Below are 20,122 nucleotides of genomic sequence, written 5' to 3' on the forward strand. Positions count from 1 at the left end.
GTTTCACACCCCCTTAACTAATCCTGTCTCTATATTAAAAATACTATCTGCCCAATCAAGATAAAAACTTGCCTCATGAGATACGAGTATAACGCTCCCCTTAAACTGTATTAACGCCTTTTGCAAAGCTTCCTTTGCTTCTGCATCTAGATGATTCGTCGGTTCATCTAAGATTAAGAAATTACAAGGTGATAATAACAATCCGCATAATTTAACCTTTGATTGTTCACCACCACTCAACGTACGCATTTCTTGGGAAACATGAGTATCCTTCACACCACACGCAGCTAAATGATGACGTATTTCCTTCACGCTTAGTTTAGGAAACTGCTCCGAAATAATTTGAAGCGGCGTTAAAGAATCATTATTCCAATTTAAATCTTGCTCATAATATCCAATCTTTATTTGCTCTGAGAAGTAAAACTCTCCAGAAATACTAGTAATATTTCCAACGATTGTTTTTAATAAAGTAGATTTCCCTACCCCATTGAACCCTGTAATAACAAGTTTTTCCCCACCCATTACTGAAAAATTCAATTTTGGTAAGAGAGCAAAATCGTAACCAACTTCAAGGTTATTTACTTCCAGAACTGTCTGAACTGAAATGGGAAGCTCCTGAAAATGAATAAACGGTTTATGAGTAAAACTTGGCGGTGCAATTCTTTCCATACGTTGCAACTGCTTTCTACGTCCTTGTGCTATTTTTGAATTCACTCCGGCAATATTTCTACGAATATACTCTTCCGTTTTTTCAATTTTCTTTTGTTGTGCATAATATTGGCGCATATAATCTTTTCGCAAATGCTCCTTTTGTCTTACAAAATCTGAGTATTTTCCGTAATACTTCTTCACCGTTCCAAACTCTACATCACATATGCAAGAAGTCACTTTTTCTAGAAAATCAAAATCATGTGATACGACAATAAATGCTCCTTCAAAATTCATTAAATAATTAGCAAGCCATTCAACATGCTCTTTATCAAGAAAATTCGTCGGTTCATCTAGTAATAAAATAGTAGGCTCTTCTAATAAAAGCTTTGCCAAAATTACCTTTGCCCGTTGTCCACCGCTTAATTCCCCAATCACACGATCCATCCCAATAGCATCAATACCTAAACCTGCTGCCACCTTATTTATTACGCTGTCTACTAAATAGAAATCACGAGTCTCAAGCTGCCCTTGTATTTCAGCTGCTTTCAATAGTTGATTTTCATCTCCATTTATCGCACTTTCTTCATATATTTTATTCATTCTCTTTTCCATTTCAAACAAATCATAAAAGGCCCGCTTTACATATTGTGAAATGGTATAGCTCCCATCAATTTCTGCATATTGATCAAGATGTCCAATTTGAATATTAGGTTGCCACTTAATGCTCCCCTTATCAGCAATAATTTCCCCCACCAATATTTTCATTAACGTACTTTTTCCTGCACCATTCTGTCCAACAATCCCCATATGTTCTCCTTTATGCAAATCAAAAGAAGCATTTTCGTATAATACTTTGTCTATAAAACTATGTGATAAACTTTCAACTTTAAGTAAACTCATTTTTATTCCTCTTTTCCTGAAATTAAAAAAAGCAGAGAGATAGCGTCATTCGACACTAGCCCTCTGCTTCGTGGTTTTCCCATACTACTCCAATTTATAGTAAAAGCTCATTGGAATAATATACACAAAGGGCCATAGACAAAGCATTGTCTATGGCCCCTTAATCTATTTTATACATCAGCTGAAAAACCATAATCAAATAAGCATAGATAAACTATACTTTTTTCAAAAAGTTATTCAGCCGATGAATATAGGGGATTTATACCCCTTGATTAAGCTCCGTACAACGCTTCACCGTATACATTTGTGCGGAGCAAAGTTTTCTAATGAGTTTTACAAATTTTATATAAAGCATGTTCTGCACCTTCCTTAATACTTAAAAGGGATTTTAGCACACGGTTTTATGAAGCGTCAACATTACTTCCAAATCATTCAACTATTTGCTTTCAAAATATTCCTTCTGGAACATACACATTCTTATCGCATTATGATAGTTACCATCAACGAAAAACTCGTCTAAAAGCTCGCCTTCCACTATAAATCCAACCTTTTTATACACATGGACTGCTTTCTCATTCTCTTTATCCACAACTAAATAAATCTTATGCATATTTAATACAGAAAAAGCGTAATCCATCGCTAAACGCGTCGCCTCTGCTACATAACCATGTCCTTGATAATTTGGATCAATAATAATTTGGAATTCTGTTCTACGATGAATATAATCGATTTCCACTAACTCGACCAATCCAACCATCTCATTATCTTTCTCAACGATAAATCGGCGTTCACTTTGATCATGTATATGTTTATCGTATAAATCCTGTAGCTCTACAAATGCCTCATACGGCTCTTCAAACCAATACGACATAATATGAGCATTATTATTAAGTTCGTGTACAAACTTTAGATCTTCCCGTTCTAAAGGACGTAACTTCAATTCCTGATTCATTATTATAACCTCCAAGTAAAAGAAACCTCTTCACTTAATTTCTCAATTTTTTTCAATTTCAAACGCCCTATTTACATTGTAAACTTTCAAGTAACTTGAAGGTCAAGACATAAAAAAGTAGTGCAAACTTATGTCTGCACTACTACTCTTTTCTCAAATCTCTCATATTTGATATGTATAAAGCAATGACTAAAACAAGAATAGATCCCGCATATAACAACGTCTCCATCGGTTCCTCATGAGATACGATAATTAAACGAATTAACGCCGTAATTCCGATATAAATAAAATAACGTAACGGGAAATGATAATTCGACTTAAAATACTTAATAATCAATGCGATGAACTCAAAGTATAAGAAATAAACGATGATGCTCTCAACCAATTTATACGACGTATATTCCTTTGTTGAAAATATGTATTGAATAAATGTGATTGTCTCATTTATTAAAAAGATCGATAAAACAATGGACAATATAATTAACGCTATATTTAATATCCACTGTAAAACGCTAGCTATATAATGATCGATATTAAACTTCATTTCACACTCTCCTTCACGTAAATACTTATTTATTATAGCAAAATTATGATTGAAACGAAGTTAAATCATATATTCGTCCTTTGTTGTCACCTGTGTGGGAGATGTTCATTGTTTGGAAGAGTCTTTTAACAGCAGAGCTAGATTGCATATTAAGAAAATCCCTCAATTTTCTATTAGTAGTTATCATTTCAAATAGAAGTGTGTAATCTTGTAAAGCGCGTAAATGAGCGTGTTTAGTCACACTATTACAACTCGAACACTGTCATCCTTTTTTCATCTTAACAGATGAATATTTTTTTCGTACATAATAAAAAATAAAAATTTTTGTCACAAAACCCGTTATTCCGGGTTCTCTATAATACAGGCATCAAATGAGAGTGAGGTTTTAACTGACATGTTAAAAATAAAAAAGGAAGACAGCCCTTTTTCGGATGTGACATTTGAAGATTTGTTTAAACAAAACTATGTTTACGTTGTGAAACAAATCGTATGGATTGTCAAAAATCAGACTATCGCTGAAGAATTAGCCCAAGAAGTCTTTTTACAGCTATATCGCAACGATTGGAAGAGAATTGAACACTTACCCGGATGGCTAATAAAATCTTCTACTTATGTAGCGTATAAATATCTACGATCTGAAAAACGACATCAGGCAAGAGTAAATAAAACCATACAATATCATGAAGTACAACATATTTCATCATTAGATGATGACTGGATTAGACAAGAAGAAATTACAAAGGTACAAATGATCCTCAGTAACATGGATGAACGGGATCGAACCATTTTATTGATGAAATTTTCTGGTTTTCAGTATAAGGAAATTGCCGAAGTGCTTCAAATCGACATATCTTCTATTGGAACATTATTGGTCCGAGCCAAACAAAAGTTTCGTAAGATTTATAAACAATTAGAGGAGGCTTAATAAATGAATTGTTATGATGTGGGATTTATTCAAGCATATATGGATGGGGAATTACCTTATGAGACAAGAAAAGAATTCACAAAACATTTAGATACGTGTAACGTATGCCAAGACTTATTACTAGAAATTAGTAAATTAAATCAATGGGAAAATGTCATGTTAGAGGAAGAAATAGTACATTCATCAAAGGAAATCAAAATTGATGTAGACCAAGCGTGGAAAGCATTTGAAAATCGCGCAAAATTAGAAGATATTTCTTATATCAATCAAAAACCTGAACAGAAGAAGGGATTATTTACAAATATGAATAAAAAATCAAAACGTTTCATGTATACTGCAGTAGCCGTAGTAGGGCTTTTTGCTACAGCCATGATTCCACAAGTTCGAGTTGCAGCTACAGATGTAGCCTCTTATTTTTCCAATGCAATTTCAAATGATAGGATTATTGAAGAAGGAAGAGATGTTACGAAAGGTCAATTTATTCCTATTGATGAAAAGATTACAGATCAAGGTGTTACAGTACATCTGAAAGAATTATATATAGCGGATGCACGTATATCCGTTCATTACAAAATTGAAAAAGAAGATGGAAATGTAGTACCGTTTGAATTTGATACAACAGGGTTAGAACTTGAAGATGACGGAAAAGTAAACGGTCAACAAGAAAATAACCCCGAGTATAAGAAAAATGGGTACTTCGGACAATTAGCATTTATTCAAGGAGCAAATGATGGGCCATTCGAACTAAAGGCATCAGGTGTAGCATTAAAGGAAATTGGTATTCGTTTTAAGGATAGACCTGAAGGCGTCATCACATTTATCGAAGGTCCTAAAGGAAAAGATTCTTTCAAACAACCGCTTACATTAGATGTAAATATAAGCAGGATTGGAAAATTATCTGGTTCTTGGAAAGGTCAACTTCAAATTGATCCTACCAAATTGAAAAAATAAAGTAAATTTAAATGAAAAAAAGAATAGAACGATGTATATCCAATACCATGCTTATATTCTTCCTTGTGTTACTTACATTTATTTCATACATGATTTCTACTCTATCATTTTTAATTTCATAAACATAAAAAGGTAGTATAGAAAGTAGCCGGTTCCTTAACATACAGGGAATCGGCTACTTTTTGTCCAAACGCACAATTTTCTTTTTTCGTATGGTGCCCCTACATGCAAAACTTACATAAAATCTAGATGAACTCCAAATAAACTCCAGATACTTGTTTTATGCTAAATGTAATCTTAAACAAGGAGGTAGTGGAAAATGCTTAAAACATTATTAGCGGATGATGCAGTAGATACAGAAGATATGAAAACGAACAAACTAGAATCGAATAAAAAAATAGAATAGAGACAAACAAATAAAAGTGAAAAAGAATTCGCAAAAAAGATGGACAAAGGTACAAAAATTGATCAAAATCAACCAATGTCAGTTACAACAAGTGTAGATGGAACAACAACTTCTTTGCCAATCCATAATTCACCTGAAGACGCATTGCCAGCAATTCCTAACGAAGATTTGAAATCTAACCATAATCAAACCTTTGAAATGCCTGAGGACACTAAATCAAAACCTATACATGATTCTTCAAAATAAGCTATAAGATGAAATAGGATTATACCGTCAGGTAAGTAATAATAGAATCCCTGTTGCATACAGCGCAGGAGTTTTGATATTAAAAAAAGTTCCCTTCACTAGTCAAAAGCAAATAATGAAAAAAGAAAAATCAGATGTAAAATAATCAATAATTATTTGTTGAGACATGTCTTAGCCACAAGTAAAAAGAACCATAAACTTGCAAAAAGTTTATTTTAACTTTCCTATTGATAAGTTAACACGATAATTCCCGTATTTTAATAGTCGTCCTAGAAAGTTATCTAAGTCTTCATTGGACGCAAAATGTGTTTTTAATAAATAACACCCCTCACCACTTATACGATGCACTTCAGAAATCCCTTCTTCTCCTTGAAAGAAATTCATAAACTCTTGGTGATTAGCTGTTGTTACGAACAAAGTAACAAATGCAGTCACTACTTGTCCTAATTTGATTCGGTTTATTGCGATTGTGTATTGCTCAATAATCCCTAAATCCTCTAACCTTCGAATTCGATTTCCTACAGCCTGCCCCGTCATATGTATTTTTTGACCAAGTTCTTTCCATTGTATTCTTGAGTTTTCTCCTAATAATTTCAGTATCTCAAAATCTGTTTGATCAATGATATAAACCAATCCTTTCACCGTGAAAGTAGAAAGCCCGAAAGTGTTTCGCCAACTTATTCTGCTTATCGATACAATTCACTATACTTAGTTTATCCTCTTACATCACATTATTTATCAGTTATATTTACTTATAACACAGAGGACGCAACAAAAAAATACATCTAGATTTAAAGGAGGTTACAAATATGTTATTACAAGAAATTCTATCGTTCAATGAACAATTTGTAGAAAATAAGGAATACGCTCCTCGTGAAGCGACAAAAATGCCTAAAAAACGTATGGTTGTTGTTTCTTGCAGGGATGCTCGTTTAATTGAGCTACTCCCAAAAGCTTTAGATATACACGATGGTGATGCAAAAGTCATCAGAAATGCAGGTGGTAAAATCGCTTCTGCTTTCGATAGTGTTATGCAAAGTGTTGTCGCGTCAGTATACGATTTAAATGCAGATGAAATCTTCCTTATTGGACACCATAGATGCGGTGCGAGCCAAACGAATCCAAAAGGATCACTTCAAAAAATATTAGATCGCGGAGTAGCTTCACCAGAAATTTTATCAGCGATTGAATATGCTGGTGTTGACCTTAAAAAATGGTTATTTGGATTCGATGATGTCTGCGATTCAACTCAAGCTAATGTTGATTTAGTAAGAAATCATCCACTTATTCCAAAAGATGTTCCTGTGCATGGTTTAGTTATCGATCCTCACACAGGTAAATTAGATGTAGTGGTTGATGGATATAAAGCGTTAAATAGTGAAATAAAATAATAATTATTACGTATATGAAGGGAAGTTATTAGATATGAAAAAACAAGTATTAGATATGAATAGACAAGAAGCTACGCAAAAAATTCTAGCGGCAAAAATTAAAAAAGGGTTAACTTGGGAAGAAATTGCAAAAGTAAGTGAAAACTCTGAGACTTGGGTTGTAACAGCGTTATTAGGACAAGCTACAATGACACGTCCAGAAGCAGAAAAAATCGGTAAACTATTAGAATTAGATGAAGAAGTAGTTCAAGCATTAACAGTAGTTCCACTTCGTGGCCAAGTAATGGAAATGCCTCCTACTGACCCGATTGCATATCGTTTATATGAAATGATGTTACAATATGCACCAACTATTAGAGAATTAATCTTAGAAAAAGCCGGCGACGGTGTAATGAGTGCAATTAACTTCAATCTAGGTGTGGACACACAAGAAGATCCAAAAGGTGGCGACCCTCGTATCGTGATTACACTTAACGGGAAATTCTTACCATTCCGTACATGGTAATTAATTAAAAATCTATCTATATAATTAAAATAATTTTATAGATTTACAAAATCCATCCTTTTTAATCTAACTGTGTAGAAAGGATGGATTTTTACTATGAAATTCTTTTTCGGCAAAAGGAGAATAATATGAATAAAAAACACTTTGATACGAGCTTCAGTATTCTACAGTGGTTTGTGTTTTTATTAGCAAATGCAATTGCATTACCTATCATTATTGGTGGTATATTCCATTTACCAATAGAAGATATCTCAACATTAATGCAGCGAACTTTTTTAGTAGTAGGAGTAAGCTCATTTATACAAGCATGGTTTGGGCATCGCTATCCTATTGCGGATGGACCAGCCGGTTCATGGGTAAGTATATTTGTCATATTGGGACAAGTCGCTATGCATCAAGGACAGAGTGCAAAAGATGTATTACAACTTTTAGAAGGTGGTTTAATTATTGCAGGTATATTACTCTTCGTTCTTGGTATAACAGGGCTTGTTCATCGAATCTTACGTTTATTTACCCCTTTAGTTACAGGAACTTTTCTTTTAATCTTAGCACTTCAGCTTAGTGGTGTGTTACTAAAAGGCATGATGGGATTACAAGGATCTGCAACTCATCCTGACTATACAACAGCTACTATTGCGCTCTTTGTTTTTGCCCTTATTACGTTCTTATCAATTAAAGGGAAAGGATGGATGAAAAGTTACGCTGTATTACTTGGAATTTCATGCGGTTGGCTTTTGTATGCAGTATTAGGAAAATCATCTCATATACCTTCGCACACAACGCTAGTTAAATTACCAGAGATATTTGCTTGGGGCACACCTAGATTTGATATCGGAATGACTCTAACTGCAACTTTATTTACCTTTCTTTTAGTTGCAAATACAATCGCTGCTATTTCGGCTGTAAAACAAGTAGCTCCGTTATCGAAAGAAAGTGAAAAGCGAACACTGAACCGTGGTGTATGGGTCGGAGGTATATCACATATTATCTCATCATTGTTCTCTACCATTGGAATTGTACCATTACCTGCATCGGCAGGATTTATTCAACTAACAGGACAAAGAAAAGTGAAGTCGTTCCTTATAGCAAGTCTTATATTAGCAGGTATTTCTTTTATCCCCTCAATTGTAAGCTTTATATCCTTGCTACCAGGACCTATTGCTAATGCTGCACTTTTAGCAACATTTGTCCAAGTAATAGGCATTTCATTTCAATCCATTTTACGTGAAGAATTAAATCAACGCCGATTCACTATATTAGGAATTTCATTATTAATCAGTTTGGGTATAATGTTTCTTCCAGAAAGTGCATTTAGCGGAGTTCCTTCTTCCTTACAATATGTTTTAAGTAACGGATTACTTGTAGGTACTATGATCGTTATTTTGCTAGAACAGTTTTGGAAAGAGTAAAATTTGTGACTAAGTAAAAAAGCGCCCTGCTTACAGGGCGCTTTTTTATACCTAATGACTAATACTAGCCGTTGGGTATAATGTTGTTCCTCCAATTGAAACTTTTATTTCATTTGTTAATGGAACATTTTGTTCATTAATAATTGTTCTCCACCATTCCCATGCAAGACCAGTACATTCTCTAGCTACGATTTTTATATTTTTTGAATTTGGCGGAAGAGGGATAACTGTAGAGTAATGAGCTGTTTTGTCTCTGCCGCTACCATCCCATGTTTTATGTGTTAGTACTTCTTTCCCATTTTGATCAAATGTGAATTCATCCCAAGATACATCAAATTGAGCAACGTAAGCACCGTAATGATCAAGTGTCATCTTAGCACTTGAATATTCTGTAGTTGTCGTCTCAATATAATCTGTATTGTTATGAACAGCAGCAGTTGCATTATCTTTTAAGAAAGTGCTTGTATATGAAATTGGGTATGCCGGATTTTTAAGACTTAATTCAGCATTATCTTTAATGATATTTCGGATTTCATTGAAATCTTTAGTAACAACCTTGTTATGCTCTTTCGCATCTCCGCCTAATACTACAGCAGTAAAGGTACTTTCTTCAAAAATATCTTTATACTGTCCACTCGTTTCGACGCTGTTATTCTTAAGTAAAGCTTTAAAAGCAGCTTGTACATCTTTACTCTTAGATGTTGTTTCTAATTTTACATAAACAGTTCTACCATAAGCTACATTTGAAACCATAACAGGTGGAGCCGAATTACTTACACCTTTACGAGTTAACTCACCAAAAGTAACACTATTATCAAAAAGATCGGATGGATTGTTAGGTAGTTCAGCACTTACGGTATAAAATATTTGCTTATATGCCGCTACCATCACTTTCTTCTCTCCATTTGCAACCGCATTAAAATCGATGTTTAGACTGTTATCGAGATATTTAGCGTTAACGTTAAGGGCACTTGCGATTTGTGATTTACTATAAACCATAGATTCTGTATACTGCATTCTTGCAGGTAACGTATGTGTTTTAGAATACTTTTCATTCCAAGTAGATACTAAATCATCTACTGCTCCAGCCACATTACCATATGTCGGATTTTGGACAGTAATTGTATTTTCTTTTCTCATGCCAGGTAAGTCTATACTAATATTCAAAGGCTTTCTCTTAGCCACTAATAAACTCGGTTGATTGTCTGCAAAAGCTTTATTTGCAAGTTGTACCGCCCCTGGATACGTACGATTCACCACAGAATCAATAATCGAAATATCGACTGGTGAAGTTGTAAGTGATTTTTTCTCGCGTTCCACTACTACAAATTTACCATTTGAATTGATACTTTCTTTCGGAACAAAGCTCTCTACCTTATCACCATTTACAGCTAAAACCTCTTGATTATTATATTTAAGGCTTGCTATACCAGTATCAATGCCACTAGCATTTTTGATTACATCAGTTGCATTACCTACTTGTGTTTCTGCGAAGGAAATAGATGAATAATTAATAGTGCATAGACTAACTAATAAACATGCAAGGAACTTTCTTCTTTTAGTGTTTTTCTTAATATTCAGAAAAATCACCCCGTTCTTTTTTTAGTAAGATATGATAATGATTGATAAATGATAGCTAACTAATAAACCTACATAAATGCTTTTAAAAGTTCTTGAATTAACGGGATTACGCCACCTACAAATTTTAAACTGCCATTGCGATTTCCATATTATTTCCTCCTTTTTTATTGCTACGAAAATGTGATTTATCTTTATGCCCTCATTATAGTGACCCCTTACACTTTTATCAATACACTCTCATATGCAATATTACATACTAAGAACCAAGCTGACTCCTTATAAAAGGTTATACAGAAATAAATTTTCCGTTTGGTAGATACTTGAAAAATCGAAGCATTCCTTTGCATTTTATGGGTAATTTACAAGTTTATTGTCGGAATCATCGCAGGACCGGGAGTAATGAAATACTTGTGGGACAGAGCTATCATCGGCAATCGCATAAAAAAAGCTGCTGCCTATAAAATATAAACAGTAGCTTTTTTCATACTCATTTTGTAATTAATAAACAGCGATTGGACCATAAGGACCATCGAGAATTTCTATTTTTGTTTCAAAAATATCTGTCAAAATTTTTGGGTCCATAACCTCTTCTACTGTTCCAAAAGCAGCAATTTGTCCATCTTTCATAGCACAAATTTTATCAGAGTATTTTGCTGCAAAATTTATGTCATGCATAACAGTCAAAATTGTTCTTCCGAATTCATTAGCTGCACGTCTCAAATGTTCCATCATTTGAACAGAACGAGCAACATCCAGATTGTTCAGAGGTTCGTCTAAAAGTACATACTCAGTCTCTTGGCACAATACCATCGCTACATATGCCCTTTGTCTTTGACCACCAGAAAGCTCATCTAAATATCTATTCTCTAAACTAGTTAAATCTAAGAAATCGATATATTTAGAAATGATAACCTCATCTTCTTTAGTTAATCTTCCCTTTGAATAAGGAAAGCGCCCAAATCCAACTAATTGTCTAACAGTAAGCCTCGTCACAAAATGATTTTCTTGTCGCAATATAGTCAAAATTTTTGCTAAGTCTTTTGATTTGGATTCAGAAACATCCATATTCGCTACTTGAATTTGACCTTCATCCATATCTAAAAGTCTTCCAATCATCAAAAGTGTCGTAGACTTTCCAGCGCCATTTGGTCCAATTAAAGAAGTAAAGCCTGCTTTTGGTATTTCAATATCCAAAGGTCCTATTTTCACCTTATCAGTATAGAACTTTTTAACATTATCGATTTTTATCATAAAGCCCTCTTCCTTAAAACTATAGTTAAGAATATGATTCCACCAAATAATTCAATAATAACTGAAACTACACCTTGAGCATGGAATACATGATACATTAAAAAGTATGCACTCGTCATTATTAAAAATCCTATAGCAAACGCCATTGGGAAAATATATCTATGATCATAAGTTGACGCCGCCTGATAACTCAAAGTTGCTACTAAAAAGCCGTAGAACGTAAGTGGCCCAATTAGAGCTGTTGAGATAGACATCAAAATAGCAACTAACACAAGCGTATAAATTACACTAGGTTGATATTTAACCCCAAAAGAAGTAGCAACATCCTTTCCTAATGACAAAACATTCAACTTCTTAGAATGAGTAAAAATTAATACCGCTACAATTATGATCATAGGAATTACAACAGGAAAATATGCAGGGTCTGCATGATTAACAGAACCAAATAATCTCGCTTGTAAAATATCAAATTCTGAAGGCGCAAGTAGTTTTCTCATAAAAGTTGACACAGAGTTTAGCCCAGTACCAATAATAATTCCAACTAAAAGCATAAGTTGTAAATTCCCGTATTTACCGGAAAGTAACCATCCATAAAGTATCAAACTCATCAAGACCATCACAACAACTTGAAATAAAAATGAGCCAATTCCATTAAAGTTTATTAATGCACTAGCACCAAAGAAGAATATTGTACTCGTTTGAATTGCTGAATACAGTGATTCGAAACCTAAAAGTGAAGGAGTAATAATCTTATTATTCGTAATGGATTGGAAAGCAACTGTCGATAAGCTATGGCAAACTGCAGCAATAATCATCGCAACAATAGCTACTATTCTTCTCTTAACAACTGGGATAAAAGAAGGTGAATCTATCGGAACTGGATTGTTATAAACTAAAAGTCCATATGAAGAAAGGAGACCTAAAGCAATCAATGTTGTCAGTACAATCCAATAACGTCTTGCTTCCTTCTTAGAACGAAAAGCACTAGCTGATCTACTTTCATTATGAAGGCTAGAATCGACTTCGACATTTTCTTTATTTCTATAATCTAATGTGATCATCGCAGCCTCCTTGGTTTTCTTCGTCTCAATAGAATAGTAATAAACACGACCGCTCCCACTGTTGCAAGTATTAAAGAAACAGGTAATTCAAACGGCTTTATAATTGTTCGAGAAATGATGTCACAGGCAGTTATTGTCCCCATTCCGATCACACATACCCAAGGTAAATTACTCCTAAGATCATCGCCTCTAAACATGGAAACAATGTTTGGAACAATTAATCCTAAGAAAGGTAAATTTCCAATAACAGCTGCAACAATTCCAACAGCAACAGAGATAAGACCAGTCCCAAAAAGAACAATTCTATTGTAATTAACGCCAAGGCTTGTTGCGACATCTTCCCCTAGTCCAGCTAAAGTCAATCTATTAGCATACATAAAAATAAACAAAGTAACGATAACAATCAGCCATAAATATTCATATCTTCCTACCTGAACAGTAGCAAATGAACCTACGAACCAAGTTTCAATACTTTGCGTCATTTGAAAAAGAAGTCCCATAAACGTAGACACTGCAGAAATAACTGCTCCAAGCATCAATCCAATAATCGGGACAATTAAAGAAGAACGAAGTTTAACTCTTCTTAAAAATAAAAAGAAAATCATAGTTCCTATAAAAGAAAAAATGATTGCGCCAGTCATTCTTTGAACTAAAGTTGGGGCAGGAAATAATAAATATACAAAAAGCAGGCCTAAGCCTGACCATTCAATCGTTCCCGTTGTAGTAGGTTCAACAAAGCGATTCTGTGTAATGAGTTGCATTACGAGTCCTGCCATCGCCATTGCAGCTCCAGTAAGCATTAATGCAACCGTTCTCGGAACACGAGTAATGAAAAACATCTCCATTCCGTCCTCTTGCCCACGAATATCATAAACTCCGGTAAACAGTGATATAACCCCTAAAATTATAACAACTATAACCGCTATTATAAAAGGTTTTGTCCATATTTTATTGTGATTATAAAACTGGGGTTGAGAAATATTCTCAACCCTAGAAATCATATTTTTTGACACTGTTTCGTACCCCTTTACACTACTTAGCTAAAGTTTTTGCAATATTTCCAAATAACTCTACATAAGTCTGAATTGATTCATTTGTGTAAGTATCTGCTGGTGCATAAATAACTTGTTTTTTAGAAACAGCAGTTGTATTTTGAAGAGCTGGTGATTTAGAAATAACATCCTGAGCAGGAGCTGACTTAGCTGCATCAGATGTTGCAGCATCACGATCTAATACGAAAAGCCAATCAGGATTTGTTTGTGCGATAGCTTCAACAGAAACGTCATCACCTTTATGACCTGCAGTAGAATTCGAAACTTCTAATGCTGGAGTCCAACCGAAAATTTCATACATTGGTCCCCAAACACGACCAGAATGTGGAGCAGCAAAACCAATATTCCCACCAGTAACGATAACACTCATAACTTTATCTTTTCCGTTATAAGCAGATTTTGCTTTTTCAATAGATTTATCAAAATCAGCTACTAATTGTTTAGCTTCTTTATCTTTAGCAAAGATTTTCCCTAAAGTAGTTGTAGAATCTTTAAGTCCTTTTACTAAGTTTTCTCCAGGCTTAGTAGCCTTCTCAGAAACATCAAAATTAAGATCAATAACAGCTGCTTTTGGCACTAATTTTTTGATTTCTTCGTAATGATCAGCAAATCTTTGACCAACGATTACAAGTTCAGGGTTTGCCGCTGCAATAATTTCAAGATTTGGTTCGCGGTGATTCCCGATATTTTTAACTGAATCATCTTTTTTATATGCTGAATCCGCAGGCATGATATCCTTTGGAGCAGCCGCTAATTTAATTCCCCAATCAGCTAAAGTTTCAAAAGTTCTATTATCTAAAGCAACTACATTCTTTGGATTTACAGGGACTTTAACAGTTCCATGAGCATCAGTGATTTCAACCGTTTTTGGCTTATCACTACTATCACCTTTATTAGCTTTCGAAGTTTCCTTACCTGAATCTGAGCAAGCTACTAACATTAAAGTGAAAATTGCTAGAATACTTACTAATTTTAAAAGCATAGTTTTTTTCATACGTATACTCCTTATTATGTAATTTAGTTCGAAAATGATGACGTCCATAGATTGAATTAGATAATAAATTTCATGTATCTAAATTGCTATTGATAATCATTTTCATTTGAACATCCTGTAAATAAGTATAGTCATTAATTCTGTGAAAATCTTGTGAATGGTGTGAGTTAATAAAATTAAAAACAAATTAGATACGGTCTCAACTAATGCACACCAGATTCATCTCCCACACGTACTAACCAATAGATTAGCACCTTATAAACCATGGTTTCTACTGCAAAAAAATGCCCATTTCCTGATAGCAATCTTCTTTTTAGAGTTTCCTTCTTTTCATATTTCACAGAAACTATTTTATTATCTTATTTTTATCAATCAACCATTGAATAGCCTCTGCCATGTATTGTTTGAATATATCTGTCTTTCTTCTCGCACTTTAACTTTTTTCTTACATACCCAATATATAAGTCTACTACATTTGGATTTACTACTACGTTATATCCCCAAACCTGATTCAAAAGCATTTCACGACTCAATATTGTATTTTTATTCTTGATTAAAAATACAAGTAAATCGTACTCACGCTTCGTAAGCGAGAGATTTTTACCATCTTTTTTCACAATATTGCTAGATGCATCAACAAAGAGATCTTTAAACTGAAAAAAGTTTATCTCATTTTGCTGATTATAGTCACTTCTTCTTAAAATAGCTTGAACTCTTGCTACTAATTCTTCTTTCACAAATGGTTTTCTAATATAATCATCTGCTCCTGCCTGTAACCCCGCTATGCAATCCTTGCTAGAAATGTTATCAGTCACAATAATGATTGGTGTCGTTTTAACAAGTCGTATTTGTCTACAAATTTCTGGTCCGGATACACTTAATGAATCCCAATCTAATATGATAATATCCCAATATTGTTCATATACTATATTTAAACCTTGGTTTTCATTGTGAAGTTTTAAAATAAAACAGCCTTCTTTCTTTAAACCGCTTACGATTTTCTTCGCTAAAGACCGTTCATTCTTAATTACTAACACCTGCCTCACCGATGGTTCACCTCTACTTCAATATAACTTAGTTAGATAAAAAATTATCTCGAAAAAATATTTCGAAATTTATAAATATGGAATCCCTAAAAAAGCCATTATAACAGCTTATTAGGAGAACTCTATATAATCTTACAATAGATATGAATAGAAACACAAAAGATATGAAGATTTAAATACATATTATTTAATTATTAAGAGCAGCTATAGTATCTACCTACTTATCAGTAATAACTATTCCTTCAGTTTAAGTTTCAAGGGTACCGCCCCATCAACTTAAGTATTTTATAAAACTACAAAACAAAAAGAACCATAACCTCGCCAATCTGGCAAAGTTATGGTTCATATCATACAAAATAAAAAACCACCAAACAGTTATGTATTGGTGGAGACGGTGGGAGTCGAACCCACGTCCAAAAATATCGGCACTTAAGCTTCTACGAGTGTAGTCGATATATTAGCATTTCGCGAACTCTTCGGCCTATCGACAGGCTTCCAAGTTGCTAGTCTGATTGTTCTCTTCCTTCGCCCTCAGACGGCGAACTCCGGCGTAGTCCACTTAGTTTGAGTCCCTTACCCTACCACATGGACGATGGAGGGAGGAACCTTTAGTGCAATTAAGCAGCTAAAGAAAGATTGTTTTGTTTGCCAATTATAGGCTTTGACGTTTTAACGAGGCCGATCCCCTCGACTCGCAACCTAAGCTCGAACTATCCCTGTCGAATCCGTAACGTCCCCATGATAAAAATGGAGCATACGAAGAAATTTCGTGATAGCTACTAAGAGCTGTTTTTCAATGTGCAACAATCTTACATAAGTTATTATATCATACGCGCGCCGTTTTACAAATGTAAATATCTGTATTACATCTTTTGACGATCACGGAACGCGCGTGCAATTTCACGTTTTGCTTCTTTCTCTTTTAAATCGTTACGCTTATCATATTGCTTTTTACCTTTCGCTAAACCAAGTGCCATTTTCGCGAATCCGTTTTTCAAATAAATTCTAACTGGAACTAATGCATAGCCTGTTTCTTTTGAAGCACCCGTTAACTTCTCAATTTCTTTTTTATGAAGAAGTAACTTTCTCGTACGAAGTGGATCATGGTTGAAACGATTCCCTTGCTCATATGTACTAATATGCATATTATGAACCCATACTTCACCATTATGTACACGAGCAAATGCATCTTTCAAGTTCACGCGTCCAGCACGAATCGACTTAATTTCCGTTCCTTGAAGGACAAGCCCTGCTTCGTATGTTTCTTCGATGAAATAATCATGAAAAGCTTTTTTATTTTGTGCAATAACCTTACCTGTACCCTTTGGCATATAACGTCCCTCCTCTATTTTTACTATTGTAACAAATGTTATAAAAAAGCGAAAGTGGCTCACTCAGAATCTTTGGACATTGGAACTCCCGACAGAGAAGCGCTTTTTGCTTCGTCCGAGGGCGTGAAATGGCCAATGGATTCTAGCCACTGTAGCTGGATTACATTAAAAAGCGAAAGTGGCTCGCTCAGAATGTGAGGTGGATGGAGCTTCTGACCTTGAGGCGCTCTTTGCCTCCCTTGGAAGAAACGAAGCCGCCGAACATTCTAGCCACTGTAGCTAGATTACATGAAAAGCGAAAGTGGCTCGCTCTCAAGCCACTAATAAAAAAAAAAAAAGCCTCGCTTTTCGTAAAAGCGAAGCTTTCCTTTTCTTACTTACGCTTTTTCTTTTTCTTCTTGAATCCTGGTACGTTTTCGAAGAATGCTTTTTTCTTCTTGCCGTTACCATCTTTTTTCCCTGGTTGGCTAGCGGATGCTGACGCAGAAGCGGATCCTCTTCCTCTTCCTTTTCCTTTTCCTGTGCCTGTTCCTTTTCCTTTGCCACCACGGTCAAATTTTCTACCTGTGCCACGTTCGCCGCCGCGCTCATTACTGCGCTCGCTACGTCCACCGCGTTTCTTTCTGCCTGTTCTTGGCTGTTCGATAACGACTGGGCGATCTTTGAACTTACGACGAGGTGTACCTTTCATGCCAACGATTTCAAAGTCGATTGCACGCTCGTCTTTGTTTACGTTAATAACACGAATTGTAATTTCGTCTCCGATGCGGAATACGTTACCTGTACGTTCTCCGATCATTGCGAAATGTTTCTCGTCATAACGGTAGTAATCATCCGTTAAGTAGCTAACGTGTACAAGACCTTCAATTGTATTTGGAAGCTCTACGAATAAACCGAAGTTTGTTACAGAGCTAATCATACCGTCATACTCTTCGCCGACCTTATCAACCATATACTCTGCTTTTTTCATTTCGTCTGTTTCACGTTCTGCTTCAACAGCACGGCGTTCCATATTAGAAGAATGCTCTGCAATCTCAGGTAAGTTTTCGCGCCATTTTGCTTGTGTTTCATGGTCGACTTTACCGTTAATGATGTATTCACGAATTAATCTATGAACGATCGTATCTGGGTAACGACGAATTGGTGATGTGAAATGTGTGTAGAACTCAGTTGATAAACCGAAATGTCCTAAGCTATCCGCATCGTAACGTGCTTGCTTCATTGAACGAAGCATTACTGTTGAAATAACTACTTCTTCCGGCTGTCCTTGAACCATTTCAAGAATTTGTTGGAGCGCACGAGGATGTATTTCATTCGCACGTCCTTTCACTGCATATCCGAAGTTCGTTACAAACTCGAAGAAACGTTCCAGCTTATCTTCTTTCGGATCTTCATGGACACGGTACATGAATGGTACGTTCATCCAGTGGAAGTGCTCTGCTACTGTTTCGTTCGCAACAAGCATAAATTCTTCAATTAACTTCTCTGATACAGAACGATCACGCATGACAACATCTGTCGGTTTTCCTTCTTCATCTACTAATACTTTCGCTTCTTTAAAGTCAAAGTCGATTGCACCGCGGCGCATACGTTTTTCGCGTAGAATTTGCGCTAATTGCCCCATCTCTTTAAACATCGGTACGAGCGGCTCATAGCGTTTGATTAAATCTTCGTCCTCATCTTCTAAAATGCTTCTTACGTCAGCATACGTCATACGCTCTGTCGTTTTAATCACACTTTGGAAAATCTCGTGCTTTACAACGTCACCTAAGTTGTTGATTTCCATTTCACAAGATAACGTCAGACGGTCTACTTTCGGGTTTAACGAACAAATACCGTTAGATAGACGATGCGGAATCATCGGAATTACACGGTCAACAAGATATACACTCGTCGCTCTTTCCGCTGCTTCTACATCAATTGGCGAACCTTCTTGAACGTAATGACTTACATCCGCAATATGAACGCCAAGCTTGTAATTACCGTTCTCAAGCTTCGTTACTGTAACAGCGTCATCTAAATCTTTCGCGTCTGCACCGTCAATCGTTACGATCATTTGGTCACGCAGGTCACGACGATCTTTTAAATCTTCTTCTGAAATCGTTTCTGGTACACTGTTCGCATGCTCCATCACTTCTTCAGGGAATGCTAAAGGTAAATGATGTTTATGAATGACAGATAAAATATCTACTCCTGGATCATTTTTATGACCTAGAATTTGAATTACTTCACCTTCTGCACTTAAACGGTTCTCTGGATAGCTCGTAATTTTTACAACTACTTTATGGCCTTCTACAGCTCCCATTGATGCACTTTTCAAGATAAAGATATCACTCGTCCAGCGCTTATTGTCAGGTATAACAAATCCAAAGTTTTTCGATTCTGTGTATGTACCAACTAGTTCTTTCGTGCCGCGCTCTAAAATACGTACAATTGAACCTTCTTGGCGTGATCCACTTGATTGTGCGCTAACACGTGCTAATACTGTATCGCCATGAAGTGCACCGTTTAACTCTGTAGGCGGGATAAAAAGATCATCGTCTCCCGTTTTCTTCTCGTCTGGTACAACGAATGCAAAGCCACGTGCATGACCAATTAACTTACCACGTACTAAATTCATCTTTTCAGGAAGACCGTAACGGTTGCTACGTGTACGAATAACAAGTCCCTTCTCTTCCATCGTTACAAGTGCCTTTACAAAATCTTTAAAGCCCTCAGAACCTTCAATTCCAAATGCCTCTTCTAACTCTTGTATCGTTAGCGGTTTATACGCTTCTTCTCTCATAAATAATAACAACTTATCAATATGTTCTTGTATGATTTCTTCCAAGCAGAAATACCTCCTTTAAACCCTTATATTATTTAGTGTATCCGAAAGATGGGGGATGTATAAAGCGAAACTTCAATCATCTCCCAATGATTTTTT

General features: G+C 35.3%; 18 protein-coding genes, 1 other RNA gene and 1 pseudogene. 6 read left to right on the forward strand and 14 right to left on the reverse strand.

Translation table 11 applies throughout. The annotated features are described in order from the left end of the window. Window positions 1–3: 3 nt before the first annotated feature. From PDL00_RS27535 to PDL00_RS27550, 4 genes and pseudogenes are all read right to left on the reverse strand, one after another. Window positions 4–1,551, reverse strand: a complete 1,548-nt coding sequence (locus tag PDL00_RS27535) for an ABC-F family ATP-binding cassette domain-containing protein (protein WP_242254636.1) — start codon at window positions 1,549–1,551, stop codon at window positions 4–6. A 436-nt stretch (window positions 1,552–1,987) separates the two neighbouring features. Beyond that, a complete protein-coding gene (speG, locus tag PDL00_RS27540; protein ID WP_270732530.1) occupies window positions 1,988–2,503 on the reverse strand; it encodes a spermidine N1-acetyltransferase in 516 nt (171 codons plus the stop codon). Window positions 2,504–2,645: 142 nt separating this feature from the next. Next, window positions 2,646–3,047, reverse strand: coding sequence for a phosphate-starvation-inducible protein PsiE (psiE, locus tag PDL00_RS27545; RefSeq protein ID WP_000671178.1), 402 nt, complete (start codon window positions 3,045–3,047; stop codon window positions 2,646–2,648). A 43-nt stretch (window positions 3,048–3,090) separates the two neighbouring features. Beyond that, window positions 3,091–3,309, reverse strand: a pseudogene (locus tag PDL00_RS27550) (nuclease-related domain-containing protein); the annotation flags it as partial. A 132-nt stretch (window positions 3,310–3,441) separates the two neighbouring features. Here PDL00_RS27550 and PDL00_RS27555 point away from each other — a divergent pair. The 3 genes from PDL00_RS27555 (at window position 3,442) to PDL00_RS27565 (ending at window position 5,575) form a co-directional block, all read left to right on the forward strand. Beyond that, the gene (locus tag PDL00_RS27555; RefSeq protein ID WP_242254640.1) at window positions 3,442–3,972 is read left to right on the forward strand and encodes an RNA polymerase sigma factor SigX; all 531 of its coding nucleotides are present in this window, start codon (window positions 3,442–3,444) and stop codon (window positions 3,970–3,972) included. Window positions 3,973–3,975: 3 nt separating this feature from the next. Continuing rightward, a complete protein-coding gene (locus PDL00_RS27560) occupies window positions 3,976–4,923 on the forward strand; it encodes a DUF4179 domain-containing protein (RefSeq protein ID WP_242254642.1) in 948 nt (315 codons plus the stop codon). A 445-nt stretch (window positions 4,924–5,368) separates the two neighbouring features. Beyond that, window positions 5,369–5,575 (forward strand): hypothetical protein, encoded by a 207-nt coding sequence (locus tag PDL00_RS27565; RefSeq protein WP_242254644.1) that lies wholly within the window; start codon window positions 5,369–5,371, stop codon window positions 5,573–5,575. Between the two features lie 210 nt (window positions 5,576–5,785). Here the strand turns inward: PDL00_RS27565 and PDL00_RS27570 are convergent, their stop codons facing one another. Continuing rightward, window positions 5,786–6,217, reverse strand: coding sequence for an Lrp/AsnC family transcriptional regulator (locus PDL00_RS27570; protein WP_002008929.1), 432 nt, complete (start codon window positions 6,215–6,217; stop codon window positions 5,786–5,788). 167 nt (window positions 6,218–6,384) lie between these two features. Between PDL00_RS27570 and PDL00_RS27575 the strand changes: the two genes are divergently transcribed. From PDL00_RS27575 to PDL00_RS27585, 3 genes are all read left to right on the forward strand, one after another. Beyond that, complete coding sequence (locus PDL00_RS27575; protein ID WP_270732534.1) at window positions 6,385–6,966, forward strand: beta-class carbonic anhydrase; 582 nt, start codon at window positions 6,385–6,387, stop codon at window positions 6,964–6,966. A gap of 55 nt (window positions 6,967–7,021) precedes the next feature. Beyond that, window positions 7,022–7,471: a cyanase gene (gene cynS / locus PDL00_RS27580; RefSeq protein WP_270732565.1), complete on the forward strand. Its 450-nt coding sequence runs from the start codon at window positions 7,022–7,024 to the stop codon at window positions 7,469–7,471. A 128-nt stretch (window positions 7,472–7,599) separates the two neighbouring features. After that, on the forward strand, window positions 7,600–8,880 hold the full coding sequence (locus PDL00_RS27585) for a purine/pyrimidine permease (RefSeq protein WP_270732536.1): 1,281 nt from the start codon (window positions 7,600–7,602) through the stop codon (window positions 8,878–8,880). Between the two features lie 51 nt (window positions 8,881–8,931). On the opposite strand, the gene alo is transcribed toward PDL00_RS27585, so the two are convergent. The 9 genes from alo to rnr form a co-directional block, all read right to left on the reverse strand. Then, on the reverse strand, window positions 8,932–10,470 hold the full coding sequence (gene alo / locus PDL00_RS27590; protein ID WP_270732538.1) for an anthrolysin O/cereolysin O family cholesterol-dependent cytolysin Alo: 1,539 nt from the start codon (window positions 10,468–10,470) through the stop codon (window positions 8,932–8,934). Between the two features lie 489 nt (window positions 10,471–10,959). Further along, entirely contained in the window at window positions 10,960–11,712 is a 753-nt protein-coding gene (locus PDL00_RS27595; protein ID WP_016130831.1) for an iron ABC transporter ATP-binding protein, read from the reverse strand. After that, entirely contained in the window at window positions 11,709–12,773 is a 1,065-nt protein-coding gene (locus PDL00_RS27600; RefSeq protein ID WP_242254650.1) for an iron chelate uptake ABC transporter family permease subunit, read from the reverse strand. The genes PDL00_RS27595 and PDL00_RS27600 overlap by 4 nt, the downstream gene beginning before the upstream one ends. Next, window positions 12,770–13,786 carry an ABC transporter permease gene (locus tag PDL00_RS27605; protein ID WP_097809432.1) on the reverse strand — a complete coding sequence of 339 codons (1,017 nt, stop codon included), beginning with the start codon at window positions 13,784–13,786 and terminating at the stop codon, window positions 12,770–12,772. Before PDL00_RS27605 ends, PDL00_RS27600 begins: the two co-directional genes overlap by 4 nt. Window positions 13,787–13,805: 19 nt before the next feature. Continuing rightward, window positions 13,806–14,819: a siderophore ABC transporter substrate-binding protein gene (locus tag PDL00_RS27610; protein ID WP_242254653.1), complete on the reverse strand. Its 1,014-nt coding sequence runs from the start codon at window positions 14,817–14,819 to the stop codon at window positions 13,806–13,808. A 368-nt stretch (window positions 14,820–15,187) separates the two neighbouring features. Then, window positions 15,188–15,865 carry a response regulator transcription factor gene (locus PDL00_RS27615; protein ID WP_270732543.1) on the reverse strand — a complete coding sequence of 226 codons (678 nt, stop codon included), beginning with the start codon at window positions 15,863–15,865 and terminating at the stop codon, window positions 15,188–15,190. 383 nt (window positions 15,866–16,248) lie between these two features. Further along, window positions 16,249–16,603, reverse strand: a transfer-messenger RNA (tmRNA) gene (gene ssrA, locus PDL00_RS27620). Between the two features lie 125 nt (window positions 16,604–16,728). Then, window positions 16,729–17,196, reverse strand: a complete 468-nt coding sequence (gene smpB / locus PDL00_RS27625) for an SsrA-binding protein (RefSeq protein WP_001123922.1) — start codon at window positions 17,194–17,196, stop codon at window positions 16,729–16,731. 373 nt (window positions 17,197–17,569) lie between these two features. After that, window positions 17,570–20,026: a ribonuclease R gene (gene rnr, locus PDL00_RS27630; RefSeq protein WP_270732545.1), complete on the reverse strand. Its 2,457-nt coding sequence runs from the start codon at window positions 20,024–20,026 to the stop codon at window positions 17,570–17,572. Window positions 20,027–20,122: the final 96 nt, after the last annotated feature.

It is taken from the genome of Bacillus cereus group sp. TH152-1LC, assembly GCF_027710505.1.
GTDB classification, from domain to species: domain Bacteria; phylum Bacillota; class Bacilli; order Bacillales; family Bacillaceae_G; genus Bacillus_A; species Bacillus_A mobilis.

Bases quoted from the DNA above. Each gene is read 5' to 3' on its own strand.
- smpB (WP_001123922.1), bottom strand. From the start codon at position 17,196: ATGCCAAAGGGTACAGGTAAGGTTATTGCACAAAATAAAAAAGCTTTT.
- PDL00_RS27560 (WP_242254642.1), top strand. From the start codon at position 3,976: ATGAATTGTTATGATGTGGGATTTATTCAAGCATATATGGATGGGGAA.
- psiE (WP_000671178.1), bottom strand. From the start codon at position 3,047: ATGAAGTTTAATATCGATCATTATATAGCTAGCGTTTTACAGTGGATA.
- PDL00_RS27595 (WP_016130831.1), bottom strand. From the start codon at position 11,712: ATGATAAAAATCGATAATGTTAAAAAGTTCTATACTGATAAGGTGAAA.
- cynS (WP_270732565.1), top strand. From the start codon at position 7,022: ATGAATAGACAAGAAGCTACGCAAAAAATTCTAGCGGCAAAAATTAAA.
- PDL00_RS27575 (WP_270732534.1), top strand. From the start codon at position 6,385: ATGTTATTACAAGAAATTCTATCGTTCAATGAACAATTTGTAGAAAAT.
- PDL00_RS27585 (WP_270732536.1), top strand. From the start codon at position 7,600: ATGAATAAAAAACACTTTGATACGAGCTTCAGTATTCTACAGTGGTTT.
- PDL00_RS27565 (WP_242254644.1), top strand. From the start codon at position 5,369: ATGGACAAAGGTACAAAAATTGATCAAAATCAACCAATGTCAGTTACA.
- speG (WP_270732530.1), bottom strand. From the start codon at position 2,503: ATGAATCAGGAATTGAAGTTACGTCCTTTAGAACGGGAAGATCTAAAG.
- PDL00_RS27610 (WP_242254653.1), bottom strand. From the start codon at position 14,819: ATGAAAAAAACTATGCTTTTAAAATTAGTAAGTATTCTAGCAATTTTC.
- PDL00_RS27555 (WP_242254640.1), top strand. From the start codon at position 3,442: ATGTTAAAAATAAAAAAGGAAGACAGCCCTTTTTCGGATGTGACATTT.
- PDL00_RS27535 (WP_242254636.1), bottom strand. From the start codon at position 1,551: ATGAGTTTACTTAAAGTTGAAAGTTTATCACATAGTTTTATAGACAAA.
- PDL00_RS27600 (WP_242254650.1), bottom strand. From the start codon at position 12,773: ATGATCACATTAGATTATAGAAATAAAGAAAATGTCGAAGTCGATTCT.